The 25,007-nt window shown below is 70.3% G+C and carries 17 protein-coding genes; 10 read left to right on the top strand and 7 right to left on the bottom strand.

Translation table 11 applies throughout. The features are described 5' to 3' along the window. Positions 1-51 precede the first annotated feature (51 nt). The 3 genes from ACIBI9_RS24205 to ACIBI9_RS24195 all read left to right on the top strand — a co-directional run bounded on the left by ACIBI9_RS24205 (position 52) and on the right by ACIBI9_RS24195 (position 7,225). A complete protein-coding gene (locus ACIBI9_RS24205) occupies positions 52-2,997 on the top strand; it encodes a glycoside hydrolase family 48 protein (RefSeq protein ID WP_397224456.1) in 2,946 nt (981 codons plus the stop codon). Then, positions 2,940-5,576 carry a glycoside hydrolase family 9 protein gene (locus ACIBI9_RS24200; protein ID WP_397224728.1) on the top strand — a complete coding sequence of 879 codons (2,637 nt, stop codon included), beginning with the start codon at positions 2,940-2,942 and terminating at the stop codon, positions 5,574-5,576. The genes ACIBI9_RS24205 and ACIBI9_RS24200 overlap by 58 nt, the downstream gene beginning before the upstream one ends. Positions 5,577-5,641: 65 nt before the next feature. Beyond that, positions 5,642-7,225 (top strand): cellulase family glycosylhydrolase, encoded by a 1,584-nt coding sequence (locus ACIBI9_RS24195; RefSeq protein ID WP_397224454.1) that lies wholly within the window; start codon positions 5,642-5,644, stop codon positions 7,223-7,225. A 236-nt stretch (positions 7,226-7,461) separates the two neighbouring features. Here ACIBI9_RS24195 and ACIBI9_RS24190 read toward each other — a convergent pair whose 3' ends face one another. From ACIBI9_RS24190 to ACIBI9_RS24170, 5 genes are all read right to left on the bottom strand, one after another. Further along, positions 7,462-7,989, bottom strand: coding sequence for a hypothetical protein (locus ACIBI9_RS24190; RefSeq protein WP_397224452.1), 528 nt, complete (start codon positions 7,987-7,989; stop codon positions 7,462-7,464). After that, positions 7,986-9,053, bottom strand: a complete 1,068-nt coding sequence (locus ACIBI9_RS24185; protein ID WP_397224450.1) for a lytic polysaccharide monooxygenase — start codon at positions 9,051-9,053, stop codon at positions 7,986-7,988. Before ACIBI9_RS24185 ends, ACIBI9_RS24190 begins: the two co-directional genes overlap by 4 nt. A gap of 244 nt (positions 9,054-9,297) precedes the next feature. Continuing rightward, a complete protein-coding gene (locus ACIBI9_RS24180) occupies positions 9,298-10,554 on the bottom strand; it encodes a serine/threonine-protein kinase (RefSeq protein ID WP_397224448.1) in 1,257 nt (418 codons plus the stop codon). Then, on the bottom strand, positions 10,541-11,512 hold the full coding sequence (locus ACIBI9_RS24175) for a LacI family DNA-binding transcriptional regulator (RefSeq protein ID WP_397224446.1): 972 nt from the start codon (positions 11,510-11,512) through the stop codon (positions 10,541-10,543). The genes ACIBI9_RS24180 and ACIBI9_RS24175 overlap by 14 nt, the downstream gene beginning before the upstream one ends. Before the next feature lie 201 nt (positions 11,513-11,713). Beyond that, on the bottom strand, positions 11,714-13,855 hold the full coding sequence (locus ACIBI9_RS24170) for a transglycosylase domain-containing protein (protein ID WP_397224444.1): 2,142 nt from the start codon (positions 13,853-13,855) through the stop codon (positions 11,714-11,716). 297 nt (positions 13,856-14,152) lie between these two features. Between ACIBI9_RS24170 and ACIBI9_RS24165 the strand changes: the two genes are divergently transcribed. Genes ACIBI9_RS24165 through ACIBI9_RS24150 form a run of 4 tightly spaced genes read left to right on the top strand, consistent with a single transcriptional unit; the run spans position 14,153 to position 17,454 of the window. Continuing rightward, entirely contained in the window at positions 14,153-15,445 is a 1,293-nt protein-coding gene (locus tag ACIBI9_RS24165; protein ID WP_397224442.1) for a hypothetical protein, read from the top strand. After that, the gene (locus ACIBI9_RS24160; protein ID WP_397224440.1) at positions 15,442-16,440 is read left to right on the top strand and encodes a hypothetical protein; all 999 of its coding nucleotides are present in this window, start codon (positions 15,442-15,444) and stop codon (positions 16,438-16,440) included. The genes ACIBI9_RS24165 and ACIBI9_RS24160 overlap by 4 nt, the downstream gene beginning before the upstream one ends. A 41-nt stretch (positions 16,441-16,481) precedes the next feature. Continuing rightward, positions 16,482-16,982 (top strand): MarR family winged helix-turn-helix transcriptional regulator, encoded by a 501-nt coding sequence (locus ACIBI9_RS24155; protein ID WP_397224438.1) that lies wholly within the window; start codon positions 16,482-16,484, stop codon positions 16,980-16,982. 49 nt (positions 16,983-17,031) lie between these two features. Then, positions 17,032-17,454, top strand: coding sequence for an STAS domain-containing protein (locus ACIBI9_RS24150; RefSeq protein ID WP_397224436.1), 423 nt, complete (start codon positions 17,032-17,034; stop codon positions 17,452-17,454). A gap of 28 nt (positions 17,455-17,482) precedes the next feature. Here the strand turns inward: ACIBI9_RS24150 and ACIBI9_RS24145 are convergent, their stop codons facing one another. After that, positions 17,483-18,889: a dihydrolipoyl dehydrogenase family protein gene (locus ACIBI9_RS24145; RefSeq protein ID WP_397224434.1), complete on the bottom strand. Its 1,407-nt coding sequence runs from the start codon at positions 18,887-18,889 to the stop codon at positions 17,483-17,485. A gap of 171 nt (positions 18,890-19,060) precedes the next feature. On the opposite strand from ACIBI9_RS24145, the gene ACIBI9_RS24140 reads away from it, so the two are divergent. Beyond that, complete coding sequence (locus tag ACIBI9_RS24140) at positions 19,061-20,149, top strand: exo-alpha-sialidase (RefSeq protein WP_397224432.1); 1,089 nt, start codon at positions 19,061-19,063, stop codon at positions 20,147-20,149. A gap of 19 nt (positions 20,150-20,168) precedes the next feature. On the opposite strand, the gene ACIBI9_RS24135 is transcribed toward ACIBI9_RS24140, so the two are convergent. Further along, complete coding sequence (locus tag ACIBI9_RS24135) at positions 20,169-21,680, bottom strand: IucA/IucC family protein (protein ID WP_397224430.1); 1,512 nt, start codon at positions 21,678-21,680, stop codon at positions 20,169-20,171. Positions 21,681-21,827: 147 nt separating this feature from the next. On the opposite strand from ACIBI9_RS24135, the gene ACIBI9_RS24130 reads away from it, so the two are divergent. Together ACIBI9_RS24130 and ACIBI9_RS24125 are read left to right on the top strand one after the other, a co-directional pair. After that, positions 21,828-23,297 carry an IucA/IucC family C-terminal-domain containing protein gene (locus ACIBI9_RS24130; protein ID WP_397224428.1) on the top strand — a complete coding sequence of 490 codons (1,470 nt, stop codon included), beginning with the start codon at positions 21,828-21,830 and terminating at the stop codon, positions 23,295-23,297. A gap of 54 nt (positions 23,298-23,351) precedes the next feature. Further along, on the top strand, positions 23,352-24,062 hold the full coding sequence (locus tag ACIBI9_RS24125; protein WP_397224426.1) for a SigE family RNA polymerase sigma factor: 711 nt from the start codon (positions 23,352-23,354) through the stop codon (positions 24,060-24,062). Positions 24,063-25,007: the final 945 nt, after the last annotated feature.

Raw genomic sequence — 25,007 nt, 5'->3', positions numbered from 1 at the left:
CCACAATCCCGTTTGGGAGCGCTCCCACTCCTCTACTCCCATGGAGACCCCGTGAAGTACAGACCTCCTTCCCTTCTCTCCCGCTTATCGCGGCGGCTGGCGGTGGCCGCGACGCTTGTCCTCGTGGCCGGTGTGACCTCGGCCGTGTCGGCCGGACCCGCGCAGGCGGCCGTGGCGTGCGACGTGACGTACACGGCCAACCAATGGACCAGCAGCCCCGGTCAGGGTGGTTTCACCGCGAGCATCACGTTGAAGAACACCGGTGACCCCATCACCTCGTGGAACCTGGGCTTCGACTTCCCGACCACGGGGCAGAAGTACACCCCGACGGGCTGGGGCGCCAACTGGAGCCAGTCAGGCACGCGCGTCACGGGCACCAACATGCCCTACAACGGCAGCCTGGGCACCGGCGCGTCCGTGTCCATCGGCTTCAACGGCACCTGGACCGGCAGCAACCCCAACCCGACCACGTTCAGCGTGAACGGGGTGACCTGCGGCGGTGCCAACGCCGCGCCCTCGGTGTCGCTGACCTCGCCGACCGCGGGGCAGACGTTCACCGCCCCGGCCACCGTGCCGATCGCGGCGAACGCGTCCGACTCCGACGGCACGATCTCGAAGGTCGACTTCTACCAGGGCTCCACGCTGCTGGGCACCGACACCTCGACGCCGTACAGCTACAGCTGGACGAACGTGGCGGCCGGCAGCTACTCGATCACCGCGCGGGCCACCGACAACGGCGGCGCGACCACCACCTCGGCGCCGGTCGGGATCACGGTCTCCCAGAACACGGGCCCGGCGCTCGTGGTGAGCCCGACGACCCTGTCCGTGCCGGAGGCGGGGACCGCGAGCTTCAGCGTGAAGCTGTCGCAGGCGCCCTCGGCCAACGTGACCGTCACCACGTCACGCTTCAGCGGTGACACCGACCTGACCGTCTCGAGCGGCGCCAGCCTGATCTTCACGCCGGCCAACTGGAACACCGCGCAGAACGTCACGCTCGCGGCGGCCAACGACAGCGACACCACCGCCGGCAACGGCGTGTTCCGGGTGACCGCCACCGGCTACACCGCGGTCGACGTCACCGCCAGCGAGGCGGACGACGACGTCGGCGGCAACAACCCCTACGTCCAGCGCTTCGTCGAGATGTACAACGAGCTCCACGACCCGGCCAACGGCTACTTCTCGCCCGAGGGCGTGCCGTACCACTCGATCGAGACGTTCATGGTCGAGGCGCCGGACCACGGGCACGAGACCACGTCCGAGGCCTACAGCTACTACCTGTGGCTGGAGGCGGTCTACGGGCAGGTCACCGGCGACTGGTCGAAGTTCAACAACGCGTGGGCCTCGATGGAGAAGTACATCATCCCGGCCACGGCCGACCAGCCGACGAACTCCTTCTACACGCCGAACAAGCCGGCCACGTACGCGCCGGAGTGGAACCAGATCAGCAACTACCCGACCGCGCTCGACTCCGGCGTCACGCCCGGCGTCGACCCGATCGCGAACGAGCTGCAGAGCGCGTACGGCACCCGCGACATCTACGGCATGCACTGGCTGCTCGACGTCGACAACACCTACGGCTTCGGCCGCTGCGGCGACGGCACCACCAAGCCCGCCTACATCAACACCTACCAGCGCGGCCCGGAGGAGTCGGTCTTCGAGACGATCCCGCAGCCGTCCTGCGACACCTTCAAGCACGGCGGCCCCAACGGGTTCCTGGACCTGTTCATCAAGGACAGCTCCTACGCCAAGCAGTGGAAGTACACCAACGCCCCCGACGCCGACGCGCGCGCCGTGCAGGCCGCGTACTGGGCGCAGACGTGGGCCAAGGCGCAGGGCAAGGAGTCGCAGATCTCCGGCTCGGTCGGCAAGGCCGCGAAGATGGGCGACTACCTGCGCTACGCGATGTACGACAAGTACTTCAAGAAGCCCGGCTGCACGAGCCCGCAGTGCGCGGCCGGCACCGGCAAGGATGCCTCCAACTACCTGATGAACTGGTACTACGCCTGGGGCGGCGCGACCGACTCCAGCGCCGGCTGGGCATGGCGCATCGGCTCCAGCCACAACCACTCCGGCTACCAGAACCCGCTCGCGGCCTGGGCGCTGGCGAACGTGACCGAGCTGAAGCCCAAGAGCAGCACCGGTGTGGCCGACTGGAGCACCAGCCTCACCCGGCAGCTGCAGTTCTACGGCTGGCTGCAGTCGGCCGAGGGCGCCATCGCCGGTGGCGCGACCAACAGCTGGGAGGGCCACTACGCGGCGCCGCCGAGCGGCCTGCCGAAGTTCCACGGCCTGACCTACGACTGGCAGCCCGTCTACCACGACCCGCCGTCGAACCAGTGGTTCGGCTTCCAGGCGTGGACGATGGAGCGGGTGGCCGAGCTCTACTACGCCTCGGGCAACGCCGACGCGAAGGCGGTGCTCGACAAGTGGGTCACCTGGGCCATGAACAACACCACGATCAACGCGGACGGCACGTACCAGATCCCGTCCACGCTGCGGTGGACCGGCCAGCCCGTGGGTGACTTCACCGCCACCTCGGGGATGCCTCCGGCCAACCCCGGCCTGCACGTGACGATCGCCGACTACACGAACGACGTGGGCGTGGCCGGCGCGTACGCCAAGGTGCTCATGTACTACGCGGCCAAGGCGAACAACACGGCGGCCAAGAACATGGCCAAGGCGCTGCTCGACGGCGTGTGGAAGAACCGTGACGCCAAGGGCGTGTCGGTCCCCGAGACCAAGACCGACTACAACCGCGTGGACGACCCGGTCTACGTGCCGTCCGGCTGGAGCGGCAAGATGCCCAACGGCGACACGATCAACTCCAGCTCGACGTTCATCTCGATCAGGTCCTTCTACAAGAACGACCCCGACTGGGCGAAGGTCGACGCCTTCCTGAAGGGCACGGGCCCCGCGCCGGTCTTCAATTACCACCGGTTCTGGGCGCAGGTGGACGTCGCCGTCGCCCTGGCCGAGTACGGGCGGCTCTTCCCGTGAGAAAAGCACTGATCGCCGTGGCGTCGCTGGTCCTGCCCCTCATCTCGATGGGGGCGGGGCCTGCGGCCCACGCCGCCGCGCCGGCGTTCGCGTACGGCGAGGCGCTGCAGAAGGCGCTGTGGTTCTACGAGGCCCAGCAGTCGGGCGACCTGCCGAGCTGGAACCGCGTCGGCTGGCGCGGCGACTCCGGCATGAACGACGGCAAGGACGTGGGCGTGGACCTCACGGGCGGCTGGTACGACGCGGGCGACCACGTCAAGTTCGGCTTCCCGATGGCGTTCTCCACGACCATGCTGGCCTGGGGCGCGGTCGAGTACCGCGACGCGTACGCGAACTCCGGCCAGCTCACGCACCTGCTCGACAACCTCAAGTTCGTCAACGACTACTTCATCAAGGCCCACCCGTCGGCGAACGTGCTCTACGGCCAGGTCGGCAACGGCGGCACGGACCACGCCTGGTGGGGACCGGCCGAGGCCATGCAGATGACGCGGCCCGCGTACAAGATCGACGCGTCGTGCGGCGGGTCCGACCTGGCGGGCGAGACGGCGGCGGCGATGGCCGCCTCCTCGATCGTCTTCCGCCCGACGAATCCGACCTATGCTGACACGCTGCTGACGCACGCCAAGCAGCTGTACTCCTTCGCCGACACCGTCAGGAAGAAGTACACCGACTGCATCACCGACGCGCAGGGCTACTACAACTCGTGGAGCGGCTACAACGACGAGCTGGTGTGGGGCGCGATCTGGCTCTACCGGGCCACGAACGACGCCTCCTACCTGGCCAAGGCCGAGACCGGGTACGACAACCTCGGCAACGAGCCGCAGACCACCACCAAGTCGTACAAGTGGACGATCGCGTGGGACGACAAGTCGTACGGCGCGTACGTGCTGCTGCACAAGCTGACCGGCAAGCAGCGCTACCTGGACGACGCCAACCGCTGGCTCGACTGGTGGACGGTCGGCGTGAACGGCGCGAAGGTGGCGTACTCGCCGGGCGGCCAGGCCGTGCTCGACCGGTGGGGCTCGCTGCGGTACGCGGCCAACACCTCCTTCGCGGCGTTCGTCCACAGCGACACCATCACCGACGCCACCCGCAAGGCCCGCTACCACGACTTCGCGGTGCGGCAGATCAACTACGCGCTCGGTGACAACCCGCGCAACTCCTCGTACCTGATCGGGTTCGGCGCCAACCCGCCCAAGAACCCGCATCACCGCACGGCGCACGGCTCGTGGACCGACCAGATCACCAACCCCGAGCAGACCCGCCACACCCTGTACGGCGCGCTCGTCGGCGGACCGCCCGACCCGAACGACGCCTACACCGACAAGCGCGACGACTACGTCATGAACGAGGTCGCCACCGACTACAACGCCGGCTTCACCAGCGCGCTGGCCCGGCTCTACAAGGAGTACGGCGGCGCGCCCGCGGCGAACTTCCCGGTGGCGGAGACCCCGGACGGTCCCGAGCTCTTCGTCGAGGCGGGCGTGAACGCCTCGGGCACCAACTTCACGGAGATCAAGGCCATCGTCCGCAACCAGTCGGCCTGGCCCGCCAGGGTCCTGTCCGACGGCTCGTTCCGCTACTACTTCACGCTCGACGGCACGACGACAGCCTCGCAGATCACCGTGTCGTCGGCCTACACGCAGTGCAAGGCGCCCACGATGTACGCGGAGCGGCGAACGCTCAGGCCCGAGAGCGGTAGCTTGCGTGACCAGCGAGGGCCAAGTGAGCGCGACCATCAAACCGCGGGCGGCACCACGTACTACGTGAACATCGACTGCTCCGGGCAGGCCATCGCCCCGGCCGGGCAGTCGCAGCAGCGCAGGGAGGTGCAGTTCAGGATCGCCAGCACGGGCACGTGGGACCCGGCGAACGACTGGTCGTACCGGAACATCCCCACCACGCCCGGCGCGACGCCGGTGCGCACCGGGAACATCACTCTCTACAGCGGCGCGACCAAGATCTGGGGTGAGCCCCCGGGTCCGGAGGAGCAGGACACGACAGCTCCCAGCAAGCCGGGCAAGCCCGCGGTCTCCGAGATCACGGGCTCGACGGCGAAGCTGAGCTGGACCGCCTCCACGGACAACGTGGGCGTGAGCGGCTACGACGTCTACCTGGGGTCCCAAAAGGTAGGCACGGCCACGAGCGCGTCCTTCAACCTGAGCGGGCTCACCCCGACCACCTCCTACACCGCCTCCGTGGTGGCGCGGGACGCGGCGGGCAACGCCTCGGCGTCGTCCGACGGCACCGCGTTCACCACGACGAACACGACGCCGACGCCCACCGGCGGGTGCGCGGCGACGTACAAGGTGACGAGCTCGTGGGGCGGCGCCTTCCAGGCCGAGGTGACGGTGAAGAACAACGGCACCTCGGCGACCACCGGATGGACGGTCGCCTGGACGTCGGCGAACCAGATCACCCAGCTCTGGGGCGGCAAGCACACCCAGTCGGGGTCCGGCGTCACCGTCAAGAACGAGGCGTACAACGGGGCGCTCGCCCCGGGCGCCACCACCACGTTCGGCTTCATCGCGAACGGCACCCCCACCGTCCCCGACCCCGTCACCTGCACTCCCGCCTGAGTGAAGACCCCGCCCCCGCCGCAGTAGCGGCGGGGGCGGTTCCACAGCTCAGTGAAAGGCAGCACATGAGATCACTGATCATCGCGCTGGCCTGCCTCCTCGCCTTCTTCGTCGCCCCCGTCACCCCCGCGAACGCCGCCGTCGGCATTCACGTGAGCGGTGCGAAGATCGTCGAGGCCAACGGCCAGGAGTTCGTCATGCGCGGCACCAGCCACGCGCACACGTGGTACACGTCGCAGACCAAGGCGTTCGCGGACATCAAGTCGCTGAAGGCCAACACCGTGCGGGTCGTGCTGAGCGGCGGTCGCTGGACCCCCAACAGCGTCTCCGACGTGGCCAACGTCGTCTCCCTCTGCAAGCAGAACAAGCTCATCTGCGTGCTGGAGAACCACGACACCACCGGGTACGGCGAGCAGAGCGGCGCCTACACCCTCGACCAGGCCGCCAACTACTGGATCAGCGTCAAGTCCGCCCTGGTCGGCCAGGAGGACTACGTCATCGTCAACATCGGCAACGAGCCGATCGGCAACAACGCCGTCACCCCGGGCTGGGCCGCCGCCACCACGGCCGCGATCCAGAAGCTGCGCAGCAACGGTTTCCAGCACGCGCTGATGGTGGACGCGCCCAACTGGGGTCAGGACTGGCAGTTCGGCATGCGCGACAACGCGAAGGCGGTCTTCGACAGCGACCCGGCCAAGAACACGATCTTCTCCATCCACATGTACGGCGTCTTCGACACGGCCGCGGAGATCAACGCGTACATGGACGCGTTCAAGACCGCGGGGCTGCCGCTGGTCGTCGGCGAGTTCGGCTTCAACCACTCCGACGGCAACCCGGACGAGGACACGATCATGGCCCAGGCCGTGAGCCGCGGCCTCGGCTACCTGGGCTGGTCGTGGAGCGGCAACGGCGGCGGCGTCGAATACCTCGACCAGGTCACCAACTTCGACGTCACCCAGCTCTCCTCCTGGGGCCAGCGGCTGTTCAACGGCGCCAACGGCATCGCCGCCACCTCCAAGCAGGCCTCGATCTACGGCGGCGGCACCACCGACCCGACCCCGCCGAGCACACCCGGCACCCCGTCGGCGTCCGGCATCACCTCGTCGGGGGCGAACCTGTCCTGGACGGCCTCCACGGACAACGTGGGCGTGACCGGCTACGACGTCTACACCTCGACCGGGACCTCGCTCGGCTCGACCGCGACGAACTCGATCACGCTGACCGGGCTGTCGCCGGCTACCACGTACCAGGTGTACGTCAAGGCCAGGGACGCGGCCGGCAACCAGTCCGCCGCGTCGCCGACGGCGTCGTTCACCACGCTCAGCGGCGGTGGCACCGGCGGCGGCTGCACGGCCACCGGCACCGTGCAGAGCCAGTGGGGCACCGGGTACGTCCTGCAGCCCGTAACCGTGACCAACACCAGCACGTCGACCAGATCGAGCTGGACGGTGACCTTCACGCTGCCGGCCGGCCACACGCTCACCGGCTCCTGGAACGCCGCGGTGACGGTCAGCGGCCAGACCGTGACGGCCAAGAACCTGAGCTACAACGGCACGCTGGCGCCCAACGCGAGCACGAGCTTCGGGGTGCAGGCGAGCCGGCCGAGCGGCAACACGTCCGTGCCGTCCGGGTACACGTGTGCCAACTGAACCGCCCGTCGTACGGCTGCGTATGAGGAGGTGAGGCGAAACATCATCCCTGCCTAACGACACCATCCCGCCCGGATGGGACGGACGCGGCCGGTACCTCCAGCCGGCCGCGTCCGTGTTTATGGCCTCTGCTCCGCAGAGGCGGGCTCGGTCGCTGCGAGCCGTCGCCTTCCCTCGTCGCTCCGGTCGCTTCGCTCCCTGCGCTCCTCAGTCCAGGCGACGGCGCTCCCTCGCACTTATCTGGCCTGGGTTTTTGCCGCTCCCGCAAAGCGTTGGCGGGCGGCGTCGATGGCGGATTCGTCCTGGAACTCGGCGAAGGCGGCCTCGTGGTAGCGGGCCGGGATGAGCCGCTTGACGCGGTCCGGATAGCCCACGCCCGGCTCCGGCACCCTGACCAGGGGAGGGATGCCGACGCGCACCGCGATCGGGCCCGCGGCCCGTACGGAGGTGGCCCAGTCGGTGCCGGCGCCGGTGACCGCGCACATGTGGTGGGCGTACACCCACTGCACCTGGACGAGGGAGGTCGCGTCGGGCGGATCGAACCCGAAGGGCTCCACGGCGCACACGACGCGCGAGTCGAAGTCGTGCCCGTGCGCGTGGTGCTCGTCGAGCGAGGACTGCTCGAGGATGAGCGTCACCTGGGCCGCGAGCTCCTGGTTCAGCTGGGACGACGGCTGGCGGGCGGCGAAAAACATCACCCCGGCCAGGGTCAGGCTGGCCAGGGTGACGAGTGCCGCGGCAAGCCCGCGACGTGACTTGATCACGGGCTGGTGCAGGTCAGGGCCGGGGCCGGGTTGGGGATCGAACCGGTGGCGTTGAAGCCGAACGTGGTGGTCGCGTTCGGCGCGAGCTGCCCGTTGTAGGTGGCGTTCTTGACCGCCACGTTGGGCGGCTGCCCGGACAGCACACCGTTCCATGGCGAGCCGTCGAAGCCCTGGCCGCCGGAGTAGGTCCACTTGACGGTCCAGCCGTTGATCGAGGAGGTGCTCGTGTTCTTCACGGTCACCTCGCCCTGGAAGTGGCCGGCCCAGCCGGTGTCGGTGGCCTTCCAGGTGGCGGTGCAGGCACCCGGGTTGGCCGTGGGCGTCACCGTGGGCGTCACCGTCGGGGTGGCGGTGGGTGTGCCCTGGCCCGGGCCGACGCCGGTGACCTCGCCCTTGCCGCCGTCGAAGACGACGTCGGAGCAGCTGTAGAAGTTCTCGTTGCTGTCGGAGCGGATCCAGTGCGTGTAGATGATGTGCCGGCCGGTCTTGCCGGACGGGAGCTGGGCGTTCCAGTAGTAGTAGTTGAGCGCGCCGGCGGGGCCGGTGTCGGGCGGGTTGGTGACGCTGCCGAACGGCTCCAGGTCGGACCACTTCAGCGGCCCGTTGGGGTTCCAGCCGTTCTTGGTGATGTAGTAGTTGAAGGCGCCGGGGTGCTTGGCCCAGTTGCTGTGCCGCATCTGGATGGTCGCGCCCGCGGTCAGGTGGGTCAGCGGCCAGTCGCTGCGCACCGCGTTGTAGGCCGAGAAGTCGTAGGGGCCGCCGGTGCCGCCGCTGCAGAGCTGCCCGTCGGGGATGAATCCGGTGGTCCGGCCGGCGCCGTCGGAGCGCAGCACCGCGAACCAGTTGTACAGCGGGGTCGTGCCGCTCTGCGAGACGGCCGCCGCGCACGCGGGGTTGTAGGGGATGATCTGGCCGTTCTCCCGCAGGCCGTCCTGCCAGCACAGGAACGTCCTCGCGCCGGGGAACATCGACACCCCGTGCGCCAGTGCCTGCGTGGGCACCATCAGGACAGTCGTGATCAGAACCATGACGGCGGTGATCGCCGCCGACTTGAATAACCTCATGGGGATTCCCTTGCGCTGACGACTGAGGAAACCTGCCCCACGAGCAGCCCGCCCGGCCAGCGCATTGAATCACGCCCCGCACGACGTCGACAACGCGCCGTGAAAGTTTCATTCGATCTTGGTCATAGCCGGTGCAGGCGCTACCCTGGGAGCGCTCCCATCAGGGGATGTGGCACGCGGCGTGCTTTGCGAGGGGTACGGACCGCGTATTAGAGGGGTACGGCGGGTGCTGCCGTACCCCTCCTCAATCGCGGTCCAGCGCGGCGTCGATGTCGTCGAGCCTGGCCTGCAGCTCGCTCAGGCAGGCGGGCGCGAGGCGACCCTCGCCGAAGCGGTCGGACAGCTTCTGGCGCAGGTTGTCCGTCCGCGACACCGACGGGCCGTGCGGTCCCACCGCGGCGTGCAGCACCTGTTTGAGGTCCAGCACCACGTCCGCGTCGGTCGCGCCGCACGGCGTCCTGGCCTCCAGCACCGTGTTGAAGCCGTTCACGGCCTGCTCGACGGTGGACGCCGCGGCCGGCGTGCTCTCGATGAGCCTGGCGGTCGGCGACGTCTTGACCGCCACCTCCGGCGGCTGCTGCGGCGGCTGCTGTTGCTGGAGCCCCGTCTGCTGGAACCACAGCAGGGCCGAGAGCGCGACGGCCGCCGAACCGGCGACCGTGAGGCCGCGTCTGACGTGCCGCCCGAGGCTCGCCGCGCCGAGCGCGGAGGTCAGCGCCGAGACGATCTCGGCCGCGGTCGGCCGCCGGTCCGGCCGGTCCGCCAGGCAGCGCTGGCAGAGCGAGGCCACGGAGTACGGCACGCCGGCGACGCGCGGCGGGGGATAGGTCCTGCGCGCCGCCTGGATCTCCTCCCACGTCGTCTCCGGGTACGGCGTCCGACCGGTGAGCATGGTGTGCAGCAGCACACCGAGGGCGTACACGTCGACCGCGGGATGGGTCGGCGCGCCGAGCAGCCGTTCGGGGGCGACGTAGGGAGGGGTGCCGCGGTCGTCGTCGGGGTCTCCGGCCCAGGCCGCGATGCCGAAGTCGAGCAGCTTGGGCCCGTCTGCGGTGAGCAGCACGTTCTCGGCCGTGACGTCCCTGTGGACCAGGCCGCGGGCGTGCCCGGCCATCAGGACCCGGGCCAGCCGCAGCGCGATGGCCGCGGCCTCGGTCCACGGCAGCGGCCCCTGCTCGATGCGCTCGGCCAGCGGCGTGCCGTCGAGCAGCGGCATCACCACGTAGGCGGCGACGCCGCCGTTCGTGGTGACGGTCTCGCCGTAGTCGTAGATGTCGATGGAGTCGGGATGGATGAACCGGGCGGCGGCGCGCGCCTCGCTGCGGGCGCTGAGGCGCTCGCCGCCGCCGGCATGAAGTGAGGCGGTGAGCACCTTGACGGCGATCATCCGGTGCAGCGACTGGTCGAAGGCACGCCAGATGACCGACATGCCCCCGCGGGCCAGCGGATCCAGCAACAGATACCTGCGGGCCAGTATGTCCCCCGGCTCAAGCCGACTCACGGACGACCAGTTCCGTAGGGAGTACGGGGTCGATCCCCGCGGCCCCCGTCAGGAGCAGCCGGGTGGCGACGGTGGCGAGCTCCTCGACGGGCTGGCGGATGGTGGTCAGGGCCGGGACGGTGTGCCTGGCGACCGGGGCGTCATCGAACCCGATCACCGCCACGTCCGCCGGCACCTTGCGCCCGGCCCTGCGCAGTGCCTGGATCGCGCCCGCCGCCATCAGGTCCGAGGCGACGAAGACGGCGTCCAGACCTGGGGCGTGGCGTAACAGCCACTGCATGGCGTGGGTGCCTGAGGCCGCGGTGAAGTCCCCGTAGGCCACGGGCACGTCGGGCGCGCCCGCCGACTGCAGGGTGCGTACCAGGCCCTCTAATCGGTCGCGCGCGCCGGGTAAGGACGGTGGCCCGCCGATGGCGGCGACGTTTCGGCGGCCGGATAACAGGAAGTGCTCCGCCGCCTGGCGGCCGCCGTCGAGGTTGTCCACGTCGGCGTACGGGAGTTTGAGGTCGTGTGGCGGGCGGCCGATGTTGCGGACCGGGACGCCCGAGGTGGACAGCTTGATCGCCAGGGGATGGCGCTCACGCGCGCCCACGATCAGCACCGCGCCGGAAAGTGCGGGCAGTACGGATGACGTGGGCGTGACGGTGGTCACCATGAGGTGGGTGCCGTGTTCGGCGATCACGGCTCCTGCGGCGGACAGGAGCCGTGCGTAGTAGGGCTCGGAGAACAGGCGTGGGAGGTGGTCGCAGATCACCGCCGTGACGCCGTCGGCCATGGTCTTGGCGGCCGTTCCCCGGGGGGCTCGTTGGCGGACGTATCCCATGCGGGACACGGCGTCGTAGACTTGCCGGCGGGTCGAGGTACTGACCCGCACCGAGCCCGTGAGGACTCGAGATGCGGTCGCGGGGGAAACCCCTGCAGCGGCCGCCACCTGTGCCAGTGTGGGCTGCTCGGTCATGGAGCACCTCGCGGAAAGATCCTGGGAGCGCTCCCACGTTACCAATGTTTCGGCGCTGTTAATAGGGCCTTTGCTAGGAGTGCGTCCCACTGTGCGGACGCACTCCGAATTTGCTCAGCTAGAGGCCCTGGTAACCGACAGTTGTTTTTGTGCCGAACGCCGATCGCGCAATATTTACATGTCTGTTTTCGCCGTATCCGGTCAGTGAGTCACGGTCGTGTCGATCTGCGCCTCGTCGAGCCCACCGTCCGTGTCGTCCGGCTGGGGGCGCACCGGCTGCTGGGGCTGGCAGCTCGAACCGCAGCCGCCGAAGCGCGCGGTGTTCACCGGGGTGAAGTCCGTCGCCGGGATGCCCTTGAGCGCGGACAGCATGGTGTCCTTCCAGATCGGCCCGGGGATGGAGGCCCCGAAGACCGAGCCGTAGTACCGGCCGCCGATGGTGATGTTGTTCAGCTTGTGCGTCACCGCGCCGCGCGGGTCACCGATGCTGACCGCTCCCGCGAGGTCGGGGGTGAACCCGGCGAACCAGGCGGTGGACTGCTCGTCCGTGGTGCCGGTCTTGCCGGCCGCCGGCCGGCCGATGCCGCCGACGCCCTTCATGGTGCCCTTGGTGAACACGCCGGAAAGGATGCTCGAGGCGGCGTCCGCGACCTCCGCGTCGAGCGCCTGCTTGCACTTGGGCTTGTAGTTCGTGACCTTGCCGTAGCGGTCCTTGATCGAGGAGATGGCCATCGGCTCGCAGTACTTGCCGCGCGCGCCGATCGCGGCGTACGCGTTGGCCACGGTCACCGGGTCCATCTCGTTGATGCCGAGCGTGAACGTCTCGTACTCCTGCAGGGGCAGCCCGTCGGAGCGCTCGATGCCCAGCGACTTGGCCGTCTTGACCACGTTGCACAGGCCCACCTTCTGCTCCAGCGCCATGAAGAAGGTGTTGACCGAGCCCCAGGTGCCGGTGGCCAGCGACTTGAAGCCACCGCCGCCGCCCTCGGCGTTGGTGACGGTGAAGCTGGGCTCGCCCATGTTCTGGCCCTTGCAGTTCTTGAACGACCAGTAGGCGGGAGCGCGGTAGCCTTCGCCCACCGAGATCCCCTCATTGATCTTCATTCCCTGCTTGAGCGCGGTGAGCAGGGTGAACGTCTTGAACGTCGAGCCCGCCTGGAAGCCGGTGCCGCCGCCGTGCACCGCGTTGGCGACGAGGTTGTAGGACATCTCGTTCTTGCGCTTGTTGGTGCCGTACTTGCGGCTGGCGGCCATGGCCTTGATCGCGCCCGTGCCCGGCTGGACGAGCGCCTCGGAGGCGACCGGGTTGTCGGAGGCGTGTACGTGCTTCTTGATGGCCAGCTCGGCGGCCTTCTGCATCTTCGGGTCGAGCGTGGTCTGGATGGTCAGACCGCCCCGGTTGAGGAACTGGGTCCTGATCTTCTTCGTCGCGCCGAAGTCCTTGTTGCTGAGGATCTCGTTGCGGACGTACATGCAGAAGTACGGGTAGTCGCTGGCCTCGCAGCCACCGGGCAGCAGGGTGCCCTTGTAGCCGAGCTTGGTGGCCTTGGCCTCGGTGGCCTGCTCCGGCGTGATCTTCTTCAGCTCGGCCATCCGGTCGAGCACGACGTTGCGCCGGGACAGCAGCCGGGCCTTGAACTCCTTGCCCCGGCTGGGGTCGGTCTGCAGCGGGTCCTGCACGGCGCCGGCCAAGGTCGCGGCCTGGGCCAGGGTCAGGTCGGCGGCCTTCACCCCGAAGAAGCGCTTGGCGGCCGCCTCGATGCCGTAGGCCCGGGCGCCGAAGTACGCGATGTTCAGGTATTTCTCGAGGATCTCGTTCTTGGTGTACTTCTCCTCGATCGCCATCGCGTACCGCAGCTCGTTGAGCTTACGGGCGTAGCTGGCCTCGAGGGCCGCGTTCTTCTCCTTGGTGGTGCTGGCCGAGTTGAGCAGCACCTGCTTGACGTACTGCTGGGTGATGGACGAGCCGCCCTGGGCGATGCCGCCCGAGGTGAGGTTCTTGGCCAGGGCGCGGATGGTGCCCTCGATGTCGATCGGGCCGTGCTCGTAGAAGCGGTAGTCCTCGATCGAGATGATGGCCGTCTTCATGATCTCGGCGATGTCGTCGAGCTTGACGTTCTCGCGGTACTCCTCGTAGAACGTCGCGATCGGCTTGCCCGTGGCGTCGAGCACCGTCGTCTTCTCCGCGAGGGGCGGCTCCTTGAGGTCCCGCGCCTTGAGGCCTAGGTCCTCGGATGCCGAGACGAACATCGCTCCGGTGCCTCCGACCGCGGGCAGCGCGATGGCCGCGGCGACCACACCAGCCGCTGCCGCCGCCCCGGTCAGGCGCGCGATACTCGACATACGGGAACCCATGGTGGTAAAACCTCCCCCTCGTGGCATTAGGGTGCATCCTAAACCCCGCCATGACGTGCTCTCGGTAAAAGCTTGGACGCCGCTTGAAGCGAGTTTGTTCGCGCGGGAAGCGGGATTTTTCCGTCTCTGGCGTTGTAACGCCGGATCGTGCTGGGTGGGGCGCCTGTGGCACGTGTGACGATCTTCAGTTTCTGCCAGGTGCGGGCAAAGAAGCGTGTTGACACGGGGGTGGGCGTCCGCCCGTCTGGCAATGTCTGTTTCCTACCGGTCGTGGTGGGGGGACTTATGCGTCGTGTCGGAGATGGCGAGCATTTCGATCGGTTGCTCGCCGCTGCGAGGACATATTGGGGCGAGAGCCCCAGCGGTGAGAGCTGCGTCGTGGCCGAGGCGTTCGACCAGGACATCAGAGTCGTGGTACGGACGCTCATGGTCGCGAAGGCGGTCTGCGAGCTGCTCTCTGCACGGCTGTTCGCGCTGGTCGAGCCGGAGTGGCGGAGGCTGGCGGAGATGTTCGGGGCCGAGGGGGACGGGCGACCGCGGGTGCCGCCGGCCGCGCTGGTCACCAGCCGGGCGGATCCGTACGTGACCAGGGACATCCCGGTCGTGCACGTCCACGGGACGGGGTCGCTGAAGGCGTACGCGATCTTCCCCGACCAGGGGCCCTGCTCGTTCCGCGAGGAGCTGCCGGCCAGGGTCGGCGCGTTCTTCGAGCGGCACGTCTGGCCGTACCGGGACACGATCAGGCCGGGCGCGGAGCGGACGGCCTGGCGGGCCAAGAGCGGCTACCAGATCCGCACGGAGACCGAGCGCCGCCAGCTGCGCGACTACGGCTGCGCCCGCCTGGGCCTGGACCCGAAGCGGCCGACCATCGCGGTCTTCGGCCACACGCCGGGGGAGGACACCGAGCTGTTCCAGTCGACGGTGGACTTCGCCTCGTCGGACCCGTCGGCGAACTGGCTGTTCCTCGATCCCGTCGGCTACCCGCACTCCCGCGTGAGGTGCGTGACGGGCGCCCTGTCCACGAACCTCCTGTGGAGCATGGCGGACGTGTGCGTCACGTTCAGCGACAGCGACCTGCCCGCGTTCGGCATCCCGGTCGTCCAGGCGGGCTGGTCGGTGGGGAGCGCCTGCGGCGGCGCGTACGTGGCCCGCGACCCGTCGGACATCCGCCTGTGGCTGGACGAGGCCATCGCCAAGCACGAGAAGGGCGAGTCCATCCTGGAGCCCGAGCAGCGCGACCGCGCCCGCCTGTGGCTCTGGCTGCGCCGCTGCGGCGCGGACGTGCCCACCCAGCTCCTGCCGCACTGGGAGTACGGCGTCGACTACGCGCGTGCGCTGGCCGTCAACCTGTGGCACGTGGAGCGCGACGGCGACCCTCTCTACAGCGCGGTCGCCCGCATGTGGACCAGGCGCGAACCCATGCTCACGCGGTTCGACTTCCACGACCCGGCGGGGCCGTTCATCAGGAACACCTTTGACCGGTTCCCGCGGTTCGGCGATGTCGTCCGTCACGACGAAGACCCCATGAGCAGCTTCCACGAGCCGGAAGAGTCGTCATTCACGAGGAGTACCCCATGAGCACCCCAGGATCCGCCACCGAGCTGGACCAGCTGATCCTCCCCGCGATCCCGCCCGTCCACCTGCGCAGCGGCCAGATCGCCGCGCTGCAGGTGACCGACAGGCTGCAGCGGGGCAGCTCGATCGTGGGCAGGTTCGAGACCTCGGGCCTGGCTGGGTTCAAGGTCTCGGCGCAGGGGCGCGCGCTGCGGGTGCTGGTGTCGCTGTCGACCGACGAGCGGTCAGTGAGCGGCTGGTACGCCGGCAAGACCGACGTGGTCGTCTCGCAGCCGCGCCTGGTGCAGGTGCGCTCCCAGGGGCGGCTGCGCCAGTGCGTGCTCCTCAGGGGGCGGCGGGCGCACGCCCAGGTGGCCTTCGACCTGACGGCGGAGGAGATCCCCGACGACGGGCTGGTCTGCGTCGAGGTGCTCGACATCATGGAGGGCGACGGCGTCAGCGAGGAGTTGCGCCAGGCCGTGTCAGGGCACGTCGTGGCCGACGGCGCGGCCGGGCTGCGGCTGGACAAGGTGGTGTTCGAGGAGCCGCCGGCGGTGGACTTCGACCCCGACACGCTCGACGGGTTGCGCTGCGAGGTGTCCTCGCTGATCAGCGCGGGCGGCCTGGCCAACCGCGGCCGGCAGGGCACGCGCGTGCTGCGCGCGGGCATGTTCGTGGTCAACCCGGTGCTGAAGGACACGTTCGGGTCGAGCGGCCGCGTCACGTTCAGGCTGGGCACGAAGGCGGAGCCGGCCAGCCTCATCCCGGCGACGTGGCGGCGGGTCAACAGCGAGCTGCGCTGGATGCGCCACGCCACCAGGAAGCTGCTGGGCATCGCGGCGCCGCCGGTGGAGCGCGTCTTCAGCATCAGGGACGGGGACGTGGGGCTGCCCGAGCAGCGCACGGACGGCAACATCACCGAGCTCACGCTGCCCAGCCCCACGAACTCGCCGTACCTGGTGGTCATGGGCCAGTGCCTGGGCGCGGTGCCGACGCTGGAGTCCGGCGCCGCGCACTAGTACGGGTGTGAACCATCCCTGCTCGAATAAACTGCGGGATCATGGGCGACGCGGTCGAGAGGATCATCGAGGAGTGGCGGCGCGAGCGGCCTGACCTCGACCTGACGGCCATGGGCGTCTTCGGGCGGCTCGCCCAGGTGATGCGCGTGCTGGAGCCGCGGGTCGACCGGGTTCTCACCGAGCGCGGGCTGCGGCAGGGGGAGTTCGACGTGCTGGCCGCGCTGCGCCGGGCCGGGCCGCCGTACACGTTGATCCCGTCGGAGCTGTCGGCGGTGCTGATGATGTCGCGGGCCGGCATGACCAACCGGCTCGACCGGCTGGAGGCGGCGGGGCTGGTCGAGCGCAGCCTCGACCCCGCCGACCGGCGCAGCTTCCACGTCCGGCTGACCGACGAGGGCCTGCGGATCATCGACGAGACGCTCACCGAGCACGCCGCCAACCTGGCCCGCCTGGCCTCCCCGCTCACTCCCGAGGACGCCGAGACGCTCGCCGCGATCCTGCGCAAGCTGCTGGAAGGGCCGCTCGGTCACCCGGAGCTCTAAAAAATCGCGATAATCCGTGATATCCCCGCTCCTGGGGAAGTCGTTCTAGGTGAGGAACGGCTTGTACATCGAGACGATCCGGCACCTCCATTGCACGGTCCTGCGCGCCGGAGGCGAGCTCGACCACGCGGGCCGGGTCCGCTTCAGTGCCTGTATCAACGCTGTGTGGGACTGGAGCGTGGGACCCGTGCTCGTGTTCGATCTTGCTGATCTGGATTTTTACGACTCGTCCGTCATTGGGGTGCTGGCGATGGCGATGCAGCGGATGGAGGAGCAGGGGACCGGCCGGATCATCCTGGTCCGGCCTTCTGACCATCTGCTGTCGGTGCTGCGGCTGACCGACCTGCTGTCGCGGGTGGAGCTGCGGGAGAGCGTCGAGGAGACGGTGGCGGAGCTGATGCTGGACGACTCCGCCCGCGGCTCCCCGCCGTCCCCGTACCCGCGCTTCTCGACCCCGGGCCCCCGCCCCTGACGCCCACCCGCTTGCGGTGGCGCGGGGGTCAGAGGCCGTACGCCTCCAGCAGGCGCAGCCACACCTCGCTGACCGTCGGGAAGGACGGGACGGCGTGCCAGAGGCGCTCCAGCGGCACCTCGGCCGTCACCGCGATCGTGGCGCCGTGCAGCAGCTCGGCCGTGCCCGGCCCGACGAACGTGACGCCGAGGAGCACCTTCCTGTCCTCGTCCACCACGGCCCTGGCGCGGCCCCGGTAGCCGTCGCCCAGTAGATAAGCCCCGGTGACCGAGCCCAGCTCGTAGTCCACCACGCGCACCCGGAACCCGTCCTCGCGGGCCGCCGCCTCGGTCCTGCCGACCGCGCAGACCTGCGGGTCGGTGAAGACGACCTGCGGCGCGCCGAACCCGTCCGCCAGATCCCGCATCGCGGGCAGCTCGTCGCCACGCGCCCGCGCGGCGATCACGTCACCGCAGACCCTGGCCTGGTACTTGCCCATGTGCGTGAGCAGCGCGCGCCCGTTGACGTCGCCGACCGCGTACAGCCAGCCGCCGGGGACGCCGGTCGCCCGCATGCTGTCGTCCACCTCGACGTACTTCCCGTCGGCCAGGCCGACCGTGCCGAGCCCGATGTCGCCCGTCGCGGGCCGGCGGCCGGTCGCGACCAGCAGTTCGTCGGCCTCCACCGGAGGACCCTCGGACAGGTGGACCGTCACCTTCCCGCCGCGCTCGGGGCGCTCGATCCTGGCGGCGTCGGTACGGGTGCGCACCTCGATGCCCGCCTCCGCGAACGACTCGGCCAGGAGCTCTCCCGCGAACGGCTCCATCCTGGCCAGCAGCCCGCCGCCGCGTACCAGCACGGTCGTCTGCCGCGCGCCGAGCCCGTGCATGGCCTGGGCCATCTCGCAGGCGACCACGCCGCCGCCGAGCACGGCCAGCCGCTCGGGGACGGAGCGGGCAGCGGTCACCTCATGGCTGGTCCAGGGCTCCGCCTCGACCAGTCCGGGAACCGGGGGGAGGGCCGCCGTGCTGCCGGTGGCCAGGACGACGGCCTGCCGGGCCGTCAGCACCCGTTCGCCGCCGTCCTCGGTGGTGACGCGTACGCGCTTGGGGCCGTCGAGCCGCCCGTGCCCGCGTACGAACTCGGCCGGCACGCCCTCGACCCACCCCACCTGCCCGGAGTCGTCGTAGTTGGAGACGGCCTCGTCGCGCCGGGCCAGCACGGCCTCCACGTCGACGGGCTCCAGCGTCAGCCCGGGGACCCGCGCCACCTCGCCCATCAGGTCGACCGGCCGCAGCAGCGCCTTGCTCGGGACGCATGCCCAGTAGGAGCACTCGCCGCCGGCCAGCCGCTCCTCGACGATCGCCGCGGTCAGACCGCCGCGGACGGCCCGGTCCACGACGTTCTCACCGGCGGGACCGGCACCGATCACGATGACGTCGAACTCGTCAGCCACCACGCCTCCAGAAGCACTCGCTTTATGAGATGAACTCTTTCATGCCGCCGTCGCGGCCATGCCGAGGACGGGCCGGTTGGGCGCGCCCCCCTCTGTCCCTTACATCCCTCCTCCACCGCTCGTCACACTCGTCTTCACGTCGCGTTCACCCGGCGGCCGTAGCGTGCCCGCATGGCGGATCGTTACCCGACGTCGGTGCCGTACCGGCAGCGGACGGACGGCTACAACACGTACCGGATCCCCGCGGCGGTGGTGACGAAGGCGGGCACCGTGCTGGCGTTCGCGGAGGGGCGGCACGCCTCTGCCGGGGACTCCGGCCACATCGACGTCGTGCTCAGGCGCTCCACGGACGGCGGCAGGACCTGGGGCGCACTGCAGGTGGTCGCCACGGAGCCGCGCCGGGGCACCGCGGGCAACCCCGCGCCCGTGGCGCTGGCCGACGGGCGGATCGTGCTGGTCTTCGTCAGGCAGGGGCCGCAGGCCACCGAGGACAAGATCCGGCGCGGCCAGGTGGCGGCGGCCGACGGGCGGCGGGTCTTCGTGCAGGTCAGCTCGGACGACGGGGTCACGTGGTCGGCGCCTCGCGAGATCACCGGCAGCGTGAAGCGCTCCGAGTGGCGCTGGTACGCGACCGCTCCGGGGCACGCAGTCGCGCTGCGCAGCGGGCGGATCGTGGTGCCCGCCAACCACTCGCTGCCGCCCGGCGGGTCCGACAACGGGACCGAGGGCAAGTACAACGGAGGCCACGGGCTGCTGAGCGACGACGGCGGCCAGACCTGGCGCATCGGGTACGTCGACGACAATCCGGACGGATACGTCAACGTCAACGAGACCACGGCCACCGAGCTGCCGGACGGGCGCCTCTACCTCAACACGCGCACCGAGTCCACCGCCCCCGGTACCAGGGCCGACGCCTACTCGGCCGACGGCGGCCAGACCCTCCTGCTGCCCTTCCGGTCGCAGGCGGGGCTGGTGGGGCCGGTGGTGGAGGGCAGCACGCTGTGGTGCTCGTCGCCGGACGTGCTCCTGTTCTCGGGGCCGGCCGCTCCGGACGCGCGGGCGCTGATGACGGTACGCGCCAGCGACGACCTGGGCGTGACCTGGCGGGTCGCGCACACGGTCTCGGGGCTGCCGGCGGCCTACTCCGACCTGGTCCGGGTGGACGGGGACACGGTAGGCCTGCTGTTCGAGACCGGCGACTTCGGCCCGTACGAGAGCATCGCCTTCCGCCGCCTCCCCATCGCCGAACTCGCCCCCTGATCCAACAAGCGCTGACCCGTCAGGCGCGCAGCGGGTTGGGCAGCCTGGTCCAGCTGTCGCCGGGCGGCGCGCCCTCCAGGCGGCTGAGCAGGTGGGCCTTGACCGTGAGGTGCGGGCCGAACAGGGCCCCGCGGTCCTCGGCGCACAGCAGCTCGCCGGACGCGTCGCGTGCGGCGGCGGCCACGAGGTCCCAGAGGCGGGACTCGGCGGCCCGGTCGCCCTGGCAGAACAGCGCGATCAGGCTGCCGAACGTGGTGCCGACGAGCCCGCCGAAGAGCTTGGCGTGCAGCGTCCCGGGGTCGTCGGTGAGCAGCCGGGCGCTGACCGGCGGGACCTCGATCCCGTGGCGGGCGAGCCTGGCGGGGCTGATCCTGACGTCGGCCAGGTCGCGGTAGACCAGCCGGCGCGGGATGCCGTCCCGGTCGAGCTCGACCAGCAGGTTCTGGCCGTGCGCCTCGAGCGCCACACCGAGCGCCAGCAGGCCCAGGGTGTCCCTCCATGTCAGGCGGGCGAACGCGGCCAGCCAGGCCGCCGGGTCCCGCACCGTCGCGCGGGTGACGGCGCCGACGGGGATCGCGTTCCCGGTCGGCTCGCGGAGCATGGCCGACACGTCGGGGCTGTAATCGCCGTTCACCTTCCCGGCGGCGCCGGCCAGGTAGCGGGCGATGCCGAGCCGCCCGCCCAGCCGGGCGGACAGGGTGGAGAGCAGGTCCGACAGGTGGACGCAGTCGCGTATCGAGCCGGGGGAGATGTCCCTGACGCCGGAGGTCATCCGGGTGCTGAACGCCGTCTTGACGTGCGGGCCGCCGTCGAGGGGGGCGAGGGTCCGTACGGACATCAGCGGGCGGGCCGGGACGGCGCCCGCGACGTGCGGTCGCAGGCCCAGCGCGGGCAGGACATGGGCGCTCTGCCAGGGATGTACGGGGAGCAGGAGCCGGTCGCCGTCCGTGAGCGCGGCCGGCCACGGGCCCGAGACCAGGCAGTCCGCGGCGGGCAGCGCGAGCAGGTCCAGGTGGACGACGGCGCGGTGCTCCGGCATGTAGGTGAGCTGCTCCGCCACGGAGACGCCGGGGCGGCTGCGGCAGCCCGGGTGGTAAGGATGGCCGTCCACCACGCTCTGCTCGTACTCCTCCGGGGTGGCCGGGACGCGGGCGGGCTCCGCCCGGGACAGCGCCAGCGAGGCCACGCTGTTGTCCAGGTCCTCGACCAGCCCGGCGGTGCCGGGCAGGCCGAGGGCGGCCAGCAGCTCGGCGGGGTGGGTGTGGGGGTGGCCGTCCAGCCAGAGCGCCGGCTCGCCCCCGAGGTCGTACGGCTCCCGCGCCCGCCCGGTGAGCACGCGGCCGTCCGCCAGCGCGACGCGGGCCTGTCCCCGCGTGCCCGCGAGGCCGGGGAGCGGTTCGTGGAGGAGGCTGCGCCAGAGGCGGCCGAGCACGGCGGCCCGCGCGTCCGGGAGGGCCGCGATGTACGCCGCCGAGAGGTCCGGGCGCACCAGGGAAAGGTCGGCCGCGAATTCCGCCTCCCAACGCCTCATATTTCCCACCATTTCCAGAAAATCCACCCAGTGGCTACCCTGTTGGCACCAATAGGGACAAAGGGTAGGGATAAGGTCGCCATGGCACCTACCGACGGCCTTCTTCCTCTCCCGCGAGAGGCATGGACAGACGGCGCAGACCTCGCGATGACGGCACTGCTCAACTGCCTGATCCGCGAAGTGGCCCGGCCCGCGTGCGCCGGCGCCTTCCTGCTGCCCGCGACCGATCAGCTCCTGCGCGTCACCGGCGGGCGGTTCCCGGACCGGGCCGAGCAGCGGACTCCCGACGGCTGGCGCCCGCTCTCCCTGGACGACCTGGTCGCGCTGACGGCCGCCGAACTGCGCGCGGGGACCGGGGTCGACAACGACACGCTGCCCGCCGAGATCACGCACAGCCGGGACGTCATGGCCGCCCTGCTGGCCGCCAGGCGGGCCGCGACGCCGCCCGCGGACCTCTACCTGCGTTCCGAACAGGCCCTGGTCGCGGGCCATCGCTACCACCCCGCGCCCAAGGCCCGCGGCGGGTCCGGTCCCGGGGCCTGGCTCCCGTACTCGCCGGAGGCGCACGCGAGCTTCGCGCTGCCGCTGTTCGGCGTGCCGGCCGAGCAGCTGGTGGAGGTGGGGGAGGCCGGCGCGCTCGACCGGCTGGGGCCGCCTCCCGGCGACGGCCTGGCCCTGCTGCCCGCGCATCCCTGGCAGGTGGAGCTGCTGGGCGGCCCGCCGCTGCGCCAGGTGGGCGTCACCCGGGTCCTCGCGTCGCCGACCTCGTCGATCCGTACGGTGTACCTGCCCGAGCTGGACCTGTTCTGCAAGTTCAGCCTGGACGTGCGGATCACGAACGACATCCGGCGGCTGTGGCTGCGCGACCTGAACAGGCTGGCCGTGGTCGCCGAGGTCGTCGGACAGGCGTTCGACGACCTGCCCGACCACGTGGCGCGGCCCGCCGTACTGCGCGACCGCGGCTACCGCAGCGCCGAGCTGGACCGGGACGGCGGGGAGGCGCTGGCGGTGATCGTCCGCGACGGGCTGCGCGAACACGTGCGCCCGGGGCTGACGGTGCTGCTCGCCGCGGGGATCAGCGAGGGCTTCCCCGGCAACCCGATCGACGGGCTGGGCGAGGAGCTGGCGCTCGTGTGGTGGGAACGGTACCTCGACCACGTGGTGCCCCCGCTCCTGCACGCCTATTTCCGCCATGGGGTCGTGCTGGAGTGCCACCTGCAGAACGTGCTGATCGCTGTGGACGAGCGCGGGCTTCCCGAGCAGGCCGTCTTCCGCGACCACGAGGGGGTCAAGCTCGTCGCGGAGCGGCACCCGTCGCTGAAGGGCGTCGGGAGTGCGCGGGCTTGGGAGCGGCTGGTGTACTGCCTGGTGACCAACAACCTCTGCGAGATCGCGGGAGCCCTGGCCGAGCGTCATCCGGGGCTGTGGGGGGAGCTGTGGGCACGGGCCAGGACGGTGTTCACGGGGTGCGGCAAGGATCACGGGGACCCGGACGAGCTCCGCGATCTGCTGGCCGCCACGCACATCCCGGCCAAGGCCAACCTGCTGCTGCGCTGGCTGAACGCCGGGGGCGGCGACATGCGGGCTGTGCCCGTACCCAACCCCCTGGCCCCGTGACGCATAGCGGGGCGGCCGGGGGGCGTCTGAGGGGGTGATGACTATCCCCTGGAGGTGATCGTGGACGTCGCGGACGAGCAACGTTTCCGCGAGTTCGTCTCTGCGCGCTCCCCCGCACTCATGCGACTCGGGTTCCTGCTCACCGGTGGTGACCAGCACGCGGCCGAGGACCTGGTGCAGACCGCGCTGGCGAAGCTGGCGAGCCGGTGGCGGCGGGTGGAAGCGCCTGAGGCGTACGCCAAACAGATCATGTACCGCCAGCAGATCAGCTGGTGGCGGGCGAGCACGCGGCGCGGCGAGGTCGTGCAGGCGGCGCCGCCCGAGCTGGCGGACCGGGACCTCAACCACCAGAGCGAGCTGCGCATGGTGTTGCGGTCGGCGCTGGCGCGGCTGACGGCGCGGCAGCGCACCGTGCTGGTGCTGCGGTATTTCGAGGACCTGCCCGAACAGGACGTCGCGCGGGCGCTGGGCTGCTCCGTCGGCACGGTCAGGAGCACGGCGCACAGGTCGCTGGCCCGCCTGCGCGAGATCGCCCCCGAACTGGCCCGGGAACTGGAGGTGGCTCAATCGGCATGGTGGTGCTGGCCGCGGGGCTGGTGGTGGCGATCGCCGTGTTCGCCGTGGGCCTGCGCGGCACCGCGCCGGCCGTACGTGACCCGCAGGCCACCATGCACGCGGCCACCGGCGTCACGCTGCCCCCTCGCCCGTCGCCCGCGCCGACCGACGTGCGGACCGACACGGAGCACATTCCCCCGGTCAAGCTGATCGCCGCGGGCCGCATGGCCGTGTCCGCGTACTACACCACCCGCCGGGAGCGGATCTCGGACAACGAGCAGCGGGTCGTGTACAGGTGGTCGCTGTACGACCCGCGCACCGACGGCTACGAGGAGACCTCGTGGGCCTGGGTGGACGTGGCCCCCGGACTGCAGGTCGCCGCCGTGCTGGATGGGGAGCTGATCAGCAGGCGGCTGGGCATCCTCGACCTGAACACCCGGCAGATCCTGAAATGGATCGACCTGGAGCACCCGGTGGGGTCGGTCACATGGTCCCCCGACGGCACCAAGGTCCTGGCCACGGCGTACTCCAGCTATCCGAACATCCTGCAGGGGAAGGGCGACCAGGCGGAACCGATCGGGAGCCCCCGTACCGGCTACTACGTCGTCGACGTCGAGGCCGGCACGGCCAACTACCACGAGTTGCCGCCGATGGGCGCCGGGACGTTCGCCGGAGACGGACAGCCCTCCAACATGAACAGCCGCCAGGACCTCGGCTGGAGCCTGGACGGCACGCTGATCTGGGCGCCCACTGACACCAGCCCGGACCGGGTGTTCTACACCCTCGACGGCGAGCAGACGGAGTGGCCAAAGGGGGACCGATACGTGGACTACTCGCGTATCTCGGCGACCTCCCCGAACGGCCGCCTGGTCCTGGGCCCCGACGGCAGGCCGGCCAAGATCATGGATGCGGGGACGGGCCAGGTGGTCGGGCAGTTGAAGCTGCGGCTGCACGCCTGGGCCGACGACGACAACGTCATCGCCCTGGGGTGCGCCGGGTCGTGCGAGAGCAAGTTCGACAGCGGGCTGGTCCTGGTGAGCGTGGACGGTCAGCGGATGACGCAGCTCGGCGCGAACCGCTGGTCCGACCCGGACGGCTCCTGGCAATGGGTGCTCACTCCTAGGTAACTGGATCGATCGTTCTCGAATGTGGTAG

It is taken from the genome of Nonomuraea sp. NPDC050451 (genome assembly GCF_044458585.1).
The sequence above is the reverse complement of the archived record's forward strand: the minus strand, read 5'-3'. Positions and strand labels throughout refer to the sequence as shown.